Here is a 12,591-nt window from a genome sequence, read left to right on the forward strand (position 1 = left end):
CCGGTCGATAAACGCAGAATAGACTCAGGCCGATACCTGCATCGGCTGAGCGAACTTGCGCACAATCGACATATAGCGGTCCGCAGTGTCGTGCAGCGTATAACCCGCGAGTTGCCGGTGCGCGCGCGGCGTTTCCAATGCCTTGACGAGCGCGTGAGCATAGGCGTCGACGTCGGTCGTGTCGACGAGACTGACGCCGGCCAGATTGCTCGCGAAACCGAACGAAGGAATGCGGTTCGCCACGACCGGAATTCCCGATGCGAGCGCCTCCAGAAATCCTATGCTTTGGGCTTCGAAGCGCGATGGCATTGCAAACACGCGCGAGGAGCGCAGCACTGCGGCGACGTCGGAGCGCGGTCCGCATACGCTGACCTTGCTCTCCAGACCGAACTGCCTCACGAGCGACACCACCGCGCGGTGATAGTCGAGTTCCTCGACCACGCCGCACAGCAGCAGACGCGCTTCGGGTTCGACCTGCAGCACACGCTCGAATGCGCGAACCGTGTCCAGTTGACTCTTTCCTTCTATGTATCGGCCAAGCTGAACGATCTGCTTGGACGGCACAGCACTGTCAGGTGCGGGCGAACCGTCGTGTCCGGCGAATAGCGACGCGTCGACGCCATTAGGAATGACCACCATCGAAGGATGCCGGCCAATCTCGCGCATATAGTCGTCGATATTCTGCTGCGAGACGCCGATGATGGCTCTCGCCCGGCGCGATAGCAGGCGTTCGGCGCGCTTGAGCGCACCGTTCTCGAAGTCGTTGACGCCCGAGTGCATCACCCATGCGATAGGCGTATGCACCGGCAACAAACGCACGTACAGCGCAGCAAGCGTGGCATGGGCAATGATGAAATCCGGGCGAAACTCGCGCACCACGCGGTACAGGTGCAACAGTTTGCCGAACCTGCCATGCCGTACATCGGGGAAGCGGCACATGACACCCGCCGCTTCCAGTTCGGCTCGAATAGCGATGAAGTCGTCCTGCTGCGGCAACAGCGAAGTCATACAGACTTCGTGTCCGGCACGCTGGTGGTGAATCGCAAGACCTTTTACGAGTACTTCTGCCCCGGACAATCGTGGTGCGTGAACCAGTTGAAGAATCCTCACGATTTATCTCTCTGATGACCGCCCGTTTTGCAGCGGATAGATGAGTCGGCCCAGCGAGCAACGGCTCACTGAACGCTCTCATCCGATAGTTGGTATGTGGCGCACGCCTTTGCTAAGCGCACCGTTTATGAAACACGCGACCGGCCAATGCACCGGTTCTCGTCGCGAGAAAACGTTACACCCAAGATCCAGCAAGTTTGCGCCAAGTCCAAGACTTCTTCGGCTTCGGTATGAGCGGTATCGCCCACTTGGGTGGTGAATTTCTTCTGGAGACCGAATAGGTCGGCCGATCCATTACACCATTTCGCGAAGTCGGTGACGAGCGTTAATGAGCGCTACCGCACATTGGACAAGAGTGATGAAAGCGGCGGGGGTCTCGCCGTCTATGTACCAGGGCAGGTCACGCAAACAGCGACACTACTTCGAGATATCTTCCAACGCGACATCGCGCGTCTTCGGTCCCAGCGTGCCGATAGCGAGCATCACAATCGCCATTGCACCTGAAATAAACACGAACACGCCGTTTACGCCGAAGCGGCTCAGGCATCCAGCGATCACGAATGCGGAGAACATTGCCGACAGCCGGCTCCACGAATAAACGAAGCCTACTGCGCGTGCGCGGATACTCGTTGGAAAGAGCTCTGCCTGGTACGCGTGATAGCTGTAGGAAATGATGTTGCCCGCGAGCACGAGACACACACCGAGGCTGACCAGCAGCACCGTCTCGCGAACCTGGCTAAACAGCAAGCCGCACACCACGTTCACCGCCGCCATGAAGATGATCACCGTCTTGCGCTCGAAACGGTCGGCAATCAGCAAGCCGAGCAACGGTCCGAGCGGCGCCGCCACCGCGATGATGCTTGCGTACATCAGGCTCGTCGTCACCGTAATGCCCTGCTTGATCAGCAGCGTCGGAATCCAGTTGGCGAAGCCGTAGTAGCCCATCGTCTGGAACACATGAAAGATGATGAGCATCAGCGTGCGCTTGCGATAGGGCGGCACCAGCAGATCGCGGAACGCCGCGCGGGCACGAACCGGCTCGGGCAATGCGGGTTCCGGCAGCGCTCGTCCGTATTCGCGTTCGACTCGCGCTTCGAGCCGCGTCATGATCGCGTCCGCTTCGTCGATCCGGCCTTTTTGCGCGAGCCACCGCGGGCTCTCCGGCAAACCGAGGCGGATCCACCACACGACGAGCGCGCCCACCACACCCGTCAACACGACGAGACGCCAGCCGTCGAGACCAAAGTACTGATGAGGCACCAGCAGATACGAGAGAAACGCGACGATCGGCACCGCGCAAAAGCCGACTGCCTGCGAACACGCGGACGCACGCCCTCGCACATGCTTGGGCACGAGTTCGGAGATGTACGTGCCGATCGTCACGATCTCCACGCCTATGCCGATACCCGCAATGAAACGCCACAGATTGAGCCCGAGCGCCGTGTCCTGAAACGCCATGATGACGTTCGCCGCCGTGTACCAGAGCAACGACCACGTAAAAATCGCGCGCCGCCCGAAGCGGTCGGCTAGAAAGCCGCACGCCGCGGTGCCGATGAAGAGCCCCGCGAACAACGCGGCAATGAAGCTCGCCACGCCGCTCGTGCCAAAGAGGCCGTGCGTCGTCGCGGTCAGAATGCCGCTGCGCACGAGTCCCGGCGCGATATACCCCGAGAACATGAGGTCGTACAGTTCGAAGAAGAGCCCGAGGCTCAACAACATCACCAGCTTCCAGATGGAACGCGTGGCCGGCAAGCGGTCGAGCCGCGCCGAAATGCGCGCGCCGCCCAGCGCTATTTCTTCGGCACGGCTGCCCGCCGACGCACCGGCGCCCGAAGGCAAGCCGAGGGCGCCGGCATCGCCGACCGCTGTCGCATACACCGCCTGATTCGACGACTTCATCGTCTGTCTCCTTGAATGCCGGTCTGCGCCGGATAAGCTTGATTGGTTATGTGCGCTGCTGATCACGCGGCCACGCGTGGCGCCTGATTCGAGTCGCTGTTCAACAGCGCGATCTGCGCATCGTCATAGCCCAGCTCGCGCAATACCGCTACCGTGTGCTCGCCGATCTTCGCGATGGGCTGACGCGGCTGCAAACGCGCGCCGTCGATCGAAATGGGCAGCAGAGGCATTGCGGTTTCGCTGCCGTCCTCGAGCGTGAGGCGAGCAAGGCCGCCGCTTTCTTTCAGGTGCGGATCGTCGAATAGCTCTTCGGGCTTTGCAATCGACGCGAACGGAATGTGGTCGCGCTCGAACAGCGGCACGAGCGCCGCGCCTTCGAAACGGCTCAAGGTGGCGCCGAGCGTTTGCAGCAGCCATGAGCGCGCAAGCACGCGGTCGTTGTTCGTCGCGAGGCGCGGGTCGGCGAGCAGGTCGCCGCGGCCGAGAATCGCGCACAATGCGCGCCATTGGCCGTCGCCGGTCGCGGCAATGAACATCTGCTCATTGTTCGCGAGCGCGAAGACGTCGTAGACGGCCCATGCACTGATGCGCTCAGGCATCGGCGCGGGCGGCACACCGGTCGCGGCGTACTGTTGCATGTGCTGCGCGGACAGCAGCACACAGTTTTCGAAGAGCGCGCTTTGCACTTCCTTGCCGCGCCCGCTCGCATGCCGTTCGTGCAATGCGGCGAGCACGCCGATCGCGCCGAACATGCCGCCCATGATGTCGTTGACCGAACTGCCGGCGCGCAGCGGACGGCCCACCGGGCCTGTCATATACGCGAGGCCGGCCATCATCTGCACGACTTCGTCGAGCGCGAGGCGGTGCTCATATGGGCCATTGAGAAAGCCCTTGTGCGAAACGTAGATCAGTTTCGGGTTGCGCTCGCGCAGCGACGCATAGTCGAGACCGAGCTTCGCCATGCGGCCCGGCTTGAAGTTTTCGACGAACACGTCGGCGGTATCGACAAGCTTGTGCAGTGCAGCCAGTCCGGCTTCGCTATCGAGATCGAGCGCGACGCTCTTCTTGTTGCGATTGAAAGTGCGAAAGAAACCCGCGCCGGTGCCGAGCAAACGGCGCGTGCCGTCGCCGCGCGGCGGCTCGACCTTGATGACTTCTGCGCCCAGGTCGCCGAGAATCATCCCGCAGGTTGGGCCCATCACCATATGCGACAACTCGATCACGCGGATGCCGGCAAGCGGCAATGCGCGCTCCTGTGGCGCTTCAGTGGAGGAACTGGCGATAGCGGAATGGGCGTTCATTGCAGCACCTGTGAGCAGGAAGATGGTGAAGATTCGATTTGTCTCGAAGCGGCGAACTGCTTGGGCAAACCGGCGCGCGCGAGATAGCCGTAAAGCGGCTCACCAGGCAATGCATCGGCGAGGACTGCACGCGACGCGATCAAACGTGTGAGATCAATGCCGGTTTCATAGCCCATGCTTTCGAGCATGAAGACGAGATCTTCGGTGTTGACGTTGCCGGTCGCGCCAGGCGCGTGCGGGCAACCGCCAAGTCCGGCGAGCGACGCGTCGAATTCGCGGATGCCGTGTTGCAGTCCGATCAGCGTATTCGCGAGAGCAAGGCCGCGTGTGTCGTGCAGATGCAGCGAGCGCAGTTTGTCGCCCGCCGCGCCGCGCACGATTTCGATAATCTCGCCGACCTGGCGTGGCGTCGCTTCGCCGGTCGTATCGCCGAGCGCGATTACATCGGCGCCTGCATGCAGGGCGTCGCGTGCAATCGCGGCGATATCCTCATAGGGGACCGCGCCTTGCAGCGTGCAGCCGAATACCGTCGACAAACCGGCGATCAACTCCACACGCCGCGTGCTTGAGCCCGGCGCGCTGTCGATCGCCTCGCGCATTGCCGCGAACGCGTCGATCATTTCCGCTGGCGTCTTGCGCACGTTCGCGAGGCTGTGCGCGGTGCTCACCGAGATCGGCGCGACGATCCGATGCACGCCACATTCGAGCGCACGTTGCGCGCCTTTCAGGTTCGGCACGAGTGCGGTCACGATCAGATCGCGATAACCGAGCGCGTGGGCAATGACCTCGTCGGCGTCGGCCATTTGCGGCAGCAGCCTGGCCGGCACAAAAGAAGCCACTTCCATGTGCCGCATGCCGGCGGCATAGGCGGCATCGATCCAGCGGCGTTTGGATTCGGTGGGCATCGTTCGCGCGATGCTTTGCAGACCGTCGCGCATGCCGACCTCGGTCACGACGACGCGCTCCCTCATATCACTCATGTTTTTAATCCTGCGGAAAATGCGGGGAAAAGAAGCACGGATCACAGCGTGCCTGCGCGAAGCCGGGTCGCAAAGTCTGCGTTGACGAAGCACTCCATCGCCGTTGACGATGGCCGGCGGCACAAGCGGGACGGGCATGCGCCGTCGCAAAGGGGAAACCCTTAAGGGCCTTTCAGAGGGTGCGAAGTGCAGACCTGCACGACCATGCGCGACGCTTGAATCGCATATTGAAGAGCGGTTGAGCGATCCGATCTCGCGTCGGACCGGAAGTCGGGACGCTACGTCTGCGCATGCCTTAAACCGTGCGCAGCAAATGCTCCAACAAATGCGACGCGGCGAGCGTCAGCGCATTGCGGTCGCGCACGCAGATCACGAAGCGCCGCTCGGCCCACGCATCGCGCAACGGCACGGCGACGATGCCGTATTCGTCGGCGGCATGACGGGGCAGCGCCTCGCCCGGCAGAATGGCTACCGCGAGGCCGGCCTGGATAAAACGATAGGCGGCGTCGAACGTCGACACGTAGGTGCGATAGTTGAGCTCGCGCCCTTTCTCAGCCGCGATCCGCTGCATCAACGCATTGACCGACGCGTTCGACGAGAGCCCGAGGTGGTCGAACGCGAGCGTCTGCTCGAAGCCGATGTCTGCCTCGCCGGCAAGTGGATGATCGCGCGGCACGATCAGCGCGAGGTGATCGGCGCGATACGGCAGCGCGTCGAGACTACCCATCGGCACCACGTCGCGGCAGATGCCGAGATCGGCCACGCCTTCCTCGAGGCCACGAACGATTTCGGTGCTCACGCGCTCTTCCACATCCACGCGAATCTGCGGGTTGGCCTTTAAGAACTCTGATAACGCCTCGGGCAAAAACTCGACCATCGACGACACGTTTGCCAGCACCCGAACATGGCCGCGCGCGCCGGCCGCATATTGGCTCAGCTCGGCCTGCATGCGTTCATGGCCGCGCATGATGAGCCGTGCATGGCGCAACAGCGCCTCGCCCGCGGCAGTGGCGCGCACACCGCGCTGACTGCGCGAAAGCAGCGCGACGTCGACGAGCACCTCGAGATCGGCGAGCCGCTTGCTGACCGCCGACGGCGCGATGAACTCGCGTTCCGCGGCGCGCGCGATCGTGCCTTCCTCGCAAACGGCAATGAACAAGCGCAACGTCACCTGATCGATCTGCCACATGCCGGACGGCTCCCAGATTAGAGTGGGGAAAATTATGCCCGAGTAAAGCGGCGTCCGACTTCATTCCCAGGGTATCCACGGTTGATTCATAAGCAGTGCTTGCGCGTTGGCTTCCCTGCTGACACGCTGACCCGCTTGCTCGCGGCTTGCAGGCTCGCTATGCTGAGCGTTGCTCGCGGGCGCCGTCCCTTCTATTAACGTATTGCGCGGCACGCGGCGCTCCAGCGGCTGTCTCGCTATCGACCATAAAAACTCACGGAAATCTCCATGTCCATGACCAGTCTCTTCATTACCGCCGCCGGCGTCGGCCTTGCGATTGCCGCGCCGGTCGGGCCCATGGGCATGCTTTGCATCCGCCGCACGCTGACGGGCGGCCCGAGGGCCGGGCTCGCGATCGGCCTGGGCATCGCGAGCGGCGACGCGTTCTACGGTCTGATCGCGGCGCTCGGGCTCGTCGGCATTTCGCAGTTCATGCTGGCATACGACCGGCCATTGCATCTGCTTGCCGGATTGTTTTTGCTGTATCTCGGCGTGCGCACGCTGCTGCAAAAACCTCCCGCCGACGCGGCCAACGGCGAACCGAACGGCAACGGCAATGGCCATGGCAATGGCAAGCTCGCGCAAGTGGGCCGTGCCGGGGCGCTGCGCGCCTACGCGAGTTCCTTGCTGCTCACGCTGACCAATCCGCAGACGGTCATCATGTTCGCCGCATTGTTCACGACGCTGGCACCGCGCGGCGCATTTTCGTCGACGATTGCGCTCACGACGGTCGGCGGCGTGTTCTGCGGCTCGATCGCGTGGTGGTGCTTTCTCGTGACGGTGGTATCGCTCGCGCGGCATGCGATCGGCAGCAAATTGCGGCTCGCGATCGACCGGTTCGTCGGGATCATGCTCGCGGCCTTCGGCGTCGTCGAAATTCGCCGCGCGCTTTGAGCGCTTGGCCGCGCGCGGACGACCGCGGCATTGGCGTTTCCCCGCGTTCGTACGCTGACGCGTCAGTTTTGCGACAATAGCGGCTTTCGCTGCGCCGAGCGTTGCTGATGCCCGATTTGCCGACTTGCGTCGGCGGTGGGGCACACGCGCGCCGCCCGTGCCCTAACTGTCAATCCACCGACCGCCAGCGGTCTCATCAATGGCTCTTCCCCATATCGATTTGCTGTACTCCGCCTCCGGCCTGTTCGTCGGCTTTCTGGTCGGGCTAACGGGCGTTGGCGGCGGCTCGCTGATGACGCCGATCCTGGTCCTGCTGTTCAACGTCCACCCGGCGACCGCAGTCGGCACCGACCTTTTGTACGCGTCCGCCACCAAGGCGACCGGAACACTGGTCCACGGCCTGAAAGGTTCCGTCGACTGGCAGGTGACGCTGCGGCTCGCCGCCGGCAGCGTGCCGGCCGCGACGGTCACGCTGGTGCTGTTGCACCGCTATGGGATGGACACGCCGGGCGCGAGCCGGCTGATCCAGATCGTGCTCGGCGCCGCGCTGCTGGTGACGGCGGTCGCGCTCGTGTTCCGTCCGCAACTCGCGGCGCTCGGCGCGCACCGCCGCCGCACGCCCAGCCAGGGACGCACGCTCGGCCTCACCATGCTGACGGGCGCGGTGCTCGGCGTGCTGGTGTCGCTGACTTCAGTGGGCGCGGGCGCAATCGGCGTGACCATCTTGCTGCTGCTTTATCCGATGCTGCCGACAATGCGCATCATCGGCTCCGACATCGCGCACGCGGTACCGCTCACGCTGCTGGCGGGCGCGGGCCACTGGCTGCTCGGCTCGGTCGACTGGTCGATGCTGCTGTCGCTGCTCGTGGGCTCGCTGCCGGGCATCGCGCTGGGCAGCATGCTCTCCGCGCGCGCGCCGGATGCGTTGCTGCGCAATCTACTCGCCGCGACGCTCACGCTGGTGGGCGTGCGCCTGGTGCTGGCCTGAAGCTGGCCTGAAGCCGGTGAGGCGCCAGCCCGATGTTCGTCCTATGTCGGGCTGACGCACATCAGATGCCGGGCTCGCGCCGTCGCCCTCACCTGAAAAAGCGGCAGGTCAGATCGGCCTCGAACTGTCTGACCCATTGGCCGTGGCGGTCGTAATACGATTGGGCCCAGCCGCCACGCCGCACGGTGACGAGGCGCTCATGGGCAGCATCGGCGGGATCGGCACAAACGCTGATGTCGAAATGCGCGGGCGCGAAGCCGCGCCGCGCGCACACCAGTTCGAATGCGGCCCGGTCGGTGATGGGCAGATCGGTATAGCGCAGGAGCGTAGGTTGCATGGCGTTGACTCCGGTTCTTCATGCATACGGTACGCTTTGCGCGGCGTCGGAAATGTGTCATCGCACACAGTTGGACGACGGCGCCTTGTTTGCCGCGCACCATCTGATGAAACCGTCATTGCCGTATCGTCATTGCCGTATCGTCAGCGCCGTTTCACTAATGGCGTGGCAGAAAACAAAAAAGCCCCGGCATGGCTGCCGGAGCTTTTTTTTCGCGCGTATCGAAGTGGCGCATTGCGTCGGAAAATGCCCGACGCGGCGCCTCGCGACGCCGCCACTTGCTAAGCCGCGCCGTGTGAGGCGCGCTGATTGCTGCGCCGCTAAGCGCCTGATCAGTGCGCCGTCACAGCGGGCTTACCGATGCGCCCGCTCGCCGCGCTTACTGCTGCATCACGTTCAGCTTGTTCGACACCGACGTCACGCCGGCGACACCCTTCGCTGCCTCGCCGGCCGCGTCGATCTGACCTTGATCGGGCACCGAGCCCGTGAGCGTCACGGCGCCGCCGCGGGCGCGCACGGCGATGTTGGACACGTCGATGCCCTGCGTCTTCGCGAGCGCGGCGCGCACCTTGCGGCCCAGCTGGCTATTGGCCTTCTTGCTCGCCTTCGCGCTGGCGGCGGGGGCGGCTGTCGTGCCCGTTGCCGTTGCATCGCTTGCCTGAGCATAGACGTTGCATGCCACCACCATTGCCACCACCGAGCCCAGCGTCTTCAGAAAACCGACCGATTTCATATTGCTTCTCTCCTTAGCATCACATTGGACCGCTTGAATAAGCGGCTTCGTTACGACTACCTGCGGCCATGCCCGAGGCGCGACGAGGCGCACGGCGAGGCAATGGCCGGCTATGGCTGCGACACGAGATGCGAGAGGCGAAGGGAGGCCGGCTGCCATATTCCGCACGCGATGGCGAAGACGCTCATGCGATGCGGTACGGAGACCGGCAAGCCGCGATATTCGCAGACGCGCCCGGTTCTTGTGTGTCGTGCCGGGTCGCGCCGCGCGAAACGTGTGTTCGCGGCAGCGATGCACAATTTAATCTAGCCGCGCCAGAAGCGCAAAGGGTTTAGTCATGCGCGATGCGAGCGAGTCGGGTTGAAGCGCATGTTTGCACGCATTCAGATGCGCTTCATGTGCGCTTCATGTGCTTCCGATACGCGCTTCGCATGCTGAGGCGCTCGTCGCCGAGGCGCTTTTTATTGGCCGCCTGCTCCCCGCTCGCTGCCGAAGCACTCGCCGCTCACTGCGCTTTCATTGCGTGCTCACTGCCCGCTCCTCGCCAGGCGCTCGCCGCTCCGCCACTCCGTAGTCACTTTTTGTTACGGGTTTCTCCGCGCCCGGCCCAGCCGTCCATTCCGCCGCCGCGGCAATCTCAGGTACCATCGGCGCCACGCGCAGCCCGCCATCCAGTCCACTCCCGATCGTAGCCGTCCTGTCATCCGATGAAGCCAGCCACCGGCCGCAAACGCCCTCCCCACCTCGTTGCCCGTTTCGTCGCGATCTCGTGGCGCGATCTGGCTGTGTCGTTCGGGCCGATCGTGCTGGTCGCCCTCGTCGCGATCTGGCTCGCCGTGCGTCTGATCCAACCCGCGCCGCCCAGCACGCTCACCATTAGCGCCGGCCCGCAAGGCAGCAGCTTCTGGACGGCGGCCCAGAAGTACAAGGAGATTCTGGCGCGCAACCGCATTACGTTGAACGTGCTGCCGTCGGAAGGCTCGCTGCAAAACCTCAAGCGGCTGTCGGACCCGAACTCGAACGTCGACGTGGGCTTCGTGCAGGACGGCGTCGCGCCCGGCGCGGCAAGCAGCGGCCTGATGTCGCTCGGCAGCGTGTCGTATGTGCCGCTCGCGATCTTCTATCACGGGCCGACGGTCGCGCGGCTCTCCGAATTCAAGGGCGAGCGGCTCGCGGTCGGCGCCGAAGGCAGCGGCACTCGCGAACTGGCGCTTGCGCTCCTGAAGGCCAACGGCATCGAGCCGGGCGGCGCGACGAAACTGCTGCCGCTTTCCGGCGACGACGCGGCGCAGGCGCTCATTTCCGGCAAGGTCGACGCGGCTTTCCTCGCCGGCGATTCCGCGCAACCCGCGGTCATGGGCAAGCTTTACCGCACGCCGAACGTGCAGTTCTACGATTTCTCGCAGGCCGACGCATACACGCGCCGCTTTCCCTACCTGACGCAACTCGAATTGCCCATGGGCGCGTTCGACCTCGGCAAGAACCTGCCGTCCGCGCCTATCCACATGGTCGCGCCGACCGCCGAACTGGTGGCGCGCGACTCGCTGCACCCTGCGCTGTCGGACCTGCTGATCGAGGCAGCCCGCGAAGTGCACGGCAAGGCGAACATCATGCAGCGCGCGGGTGAATTCCCTGCACCGCTCGCCCATGACTTCACGATCAGCGACGACGCCGCGCGCTACTACAAGTCGGGCAAGGGCTTTCTGTACCGCGTGTTGCCGTTCTGGCTCGCGAGCCTTGCGGACCGGCTGCTGGTGGTGGTCGTGCCGCTCGTGGTGCTGCTGATCCCGGCGCTGCGCCTCGTGCCGTCGCTGTATGCATGGCGCGTGAAGTCACGCATCTATCGCTGGTATGGCGCATTGATCGCTATCGAGCGCAGCGCGCTCAGCGACCATTCGCCGGCCGAGCGGGCGTCGCTTCTGCAACGGCTCGATGCGATCGAAGACTCGGTGAATGGTCTGAAGATGCCGCTCGCCTATGCCGATCAGTTCTACGTGCTGCGCGAGCACATCGGCTTTGTGCGGGCAAGGCTCACGCAAAGCCGCGAAGCGCAGCGCGAAATGTACGGAGAAGAGCCGGACGAAGGTGCCGACCAGGACTCTGTCATAGCAACCGAAGCACGCGACGCCGGCGCCGCGCCGGGCACTCCGAACGAAGCCGCGGAGATCGGCGAAACACGCGCCGACGAGCGCCGCAAACCAATTGACGGTGCAAGCCGCCGCCGCACCGCGTAAGATCGTTACAATTCCGACGATCTGGCAGACGCATCCGCCGATCTGTCGGACAGGCAATCCGGGAGACATATATGACCGTTGGCATCGACGCCGCGCAGCCGCTGTGGTTTTACGATTTCGTCTCGCCGTTCACGTATCTGCTGCTCGAACAACACGACAAATGGCCGGGCTTCGACTTCGCATTCACGCCTGTGGTGCTGAACGACCTGTATCGTCACTGGGGGCAACGGCCGGCTTACAGCGTGCCGGCCAAGCGCACCTTCCTGTACCGGCACGCGCTCTTTCGCGCGGAGCAACTCGGCATACCGTACAAGATGCCGCCGGCTCATCCTTTCGACTCCATGAAGCCCCTGCTGCTCGCCACCGCCGCTCAGGCAGACGTGTTCTGTGTGCGCGAGATCTTCCGCTTCATCTGGCGTGAAGGCCGCGATCCGTCGAGCGAGGCGGCATTCGCCGAATTGTGCGAACGGGTAGGCATGCCCGACGGCCCCGAACTCATCAAGAGCGAAGAAGTGAAGGCGCAATTGCAGCGCAATACCGCCGACGCCATCGGCCTCGGCGTGTACGGCGTGCCGACGTTCCGGCTGAACGACCAGTTGTTTTGGGGTGAGGATGCGTTGCCGATGGTGTTGTACTGCGCACGCACGCCCAACTGGCTGGAATCGAGCGAAGTGAAGCGGATCAGTGCGCTGCCGTCGGGCTTGGCCGATATTTGAGCGTTCGGTGCAGTGGCGTGCGCGTGCCGCACCGAGCGGTGCTGATGCCGGTCATACCGCGCCCGCTATGGCGGCCGCAACGCAATCGGGCCTAAGGTTATAACCTTTGCGCCATGCATTGTCCGCGCGCTGATCGCCTCTCGCGCGGGGCGGTCTCTCGGGCGGATTCGT

General features: G+C 63.9%; 11 protein-coding genes. 4 read left to right on the forward strand and 7 right to left on the reverse strand.

What is annotated here, in order from left to right:
- Positions 1 to 24: 24 nt before the first annotated feature.
- The 5 genes from JMY24_RS19030 to JMY24_RS19050 form a co-directional block, all read right to left on the reverse strand.
- Positions 25 to 1,110 carry a glycosyltransferase family 4 protein gene (locus JMY24_RS19030; RefSeq protein ID WP_128594348.1) on the reverse strand — a complete coding sequence of 362 codons (1,086 nt, stop codon included), beginning with the start codon at positions 1,108 to 1,110 and terminating at the stop codon, positions 25 to 27.
- Between the two features lie 417 nt (positions 1,111 to 1,527).
- On the reverse strand, positions 1,528 to 3,009 hold the full coding sequence (locus JMY24_RS19035; protein ID WP_201702687.1) for an MFS transporter: 1,482 nt from the start codon (positions 3,007 to 3,009) through the stop codon (positions 1,528 to 1,530).
- A gap of 62 nt (positions 3,010 to 3,071) precedes the next feature.
- Positions 3,072 to 4,310 carry a CaiB/BaiF CoA transferase family protein gene (locus tag JMY24_RS19040; RefSeq protein ID WP_128594347.1) on the reverse strand — a complete coding sequence of 413 codons (1,239 nt, stop codon included), beginning with the start codon at positions 4,308 to 4,310 and terminating at the stop codon, positions 3,072 to 3,074.
- Positions 4,307 to 5,290, reverse strand: coding sequence for a hydroxymethylglutaryl-CoA lyase (locus JMY24_RS19045; RefSeq protein ID WP_128594346.1), 984 nt, complete (start codon positions 5,288 to 5,290; stop codon positions 4,307 to 4,309). The genes JMY24_RS19040 and JMY24_RS19045 overlap by 4 nt, the downstream gene beginning before the upstream one ends.
- A 295-nt stretch (positions 5,291 to 5,585) precedes the next feature.
- Positions 5,586 to 6,479, reverse strand: a complete 894-nt coding sequence (locus JMY24_RS19050; protein ID WP_201702688.1) for a LysR substrate-binding domain-containing protein — start codon at positions 6,477 to 6,479, stop codon at positions 5,586 to 5,588.
- A 267-nt stretch (positions 6,480 to 6,746) separates the two neighbouring features.
- Here JMY24_RS19050 and JMY24_RS19055 point away from each other — a divergent pair, with 267 nt between their 5' ends.
- Positions 6,747 to 7,412: a LysE family translocator gene (locus JMY24_RS19055; RefSeq protein ID WP_128594345.1), complete on the forward strand. Its 666-nt coding sequence runs from the start codon at positions 6,747 to 6,749 to the stop codon at positions 7,410 to 7,412.
- A 199-nt stretch (positions 7,413 to 7,611) separates the two neighbouring features.
- Positions 7,612 to 8,400, forward strand: coding sequence for a sulfite exporter TauE/SafE family protein (locus JMY24_RS19060; RefSeq protein WP_201702689.1), 789 nt, complete (start codon positions 7,612 to 7,614; stop codon positions 8,398 to 8,400).
- Positions 8,401 to 8,488: 88 nt separating this feature from the next.
- Here the strand turns inward: JMY24_RS19060 and JMY24_RS19065 are convergent, their stop codons facing one another.
- Both JMY24_RS19065 and JMY24_RS19070 read right to left on the reverse strand, forming a co-directional pair.
- The gene (locus JMY24_RS19065; RefSeq protein WP_128584372.1) at positions 8,489 to 8,737 is read right to left on the reverse strand and encodes a hypothetical protein; all 249 of its coding nucleotides are present in this window, start codon (positions 8,735 to 8,737) and stop codon (positions 8,489 to 8,491) included.
- Between the two features lie 379 nt (positions 8,738 to 9,116).
- The gene (locus JMY24_RS19070) at positions 9,117 to 9,470 is read right to left on the reverse strand and encodes a BON domain-containing protein (RefSeq protein WP_128594344.1); all 354 of its coding nucleotides are present in this window, start codon (positions 9,468 to 9,470) and stop codon (positions 9,117 to 9,119) included.
- A 707-nt stretch (positions 9,471 to 10,177) separates the two neighbouring features.
- Here JMY24_RS19070 and JMY24_RS19075 point away from each other — a divergent pair.
- The gene (locus tag JMY24_RS19075; protein WP_128594343.1) at positions 10,178 to 11,704 is read left to right on the forward strand and encodes a TAXI family TRAP transporter solute-binding subunit; all 1,527 of its coding nucleotides are present in this window, start codon (positions 10,178 to 10,180) and stop codon (positions 11,702 to 11,704) included.
- Positions 11,705 to 11,775: 71 nt separating this feature from the next.
- On the forward strand, positions 11,776 to 12,420 hold the full coding sequence (locus JMY24_RS19080) for a 2-hydroxychromene-2-carboxylate isomerase (RefSeq protein ID WP_128584370.1): 645 nt from the start codon (positions 11,776 to 11,778) through the stop codon (positions 12,418 to 12,420).
- Positions 12,421 to 12,591: the final 171 nt, after the last annotated feature.

Origin of the sequence: Paraburkholderia kirstenboschensis, assembly GCF_904848585.1 — a bacterium.
In the GTDB taxonomy this organism is placed as follows: Bacteria; Pseudomonadota; Gammaproteobacteria; order Burkholderiales; family Burkholderiaceae; genus Paraburkholderia; species Paraburkholderia kirstenboschensis.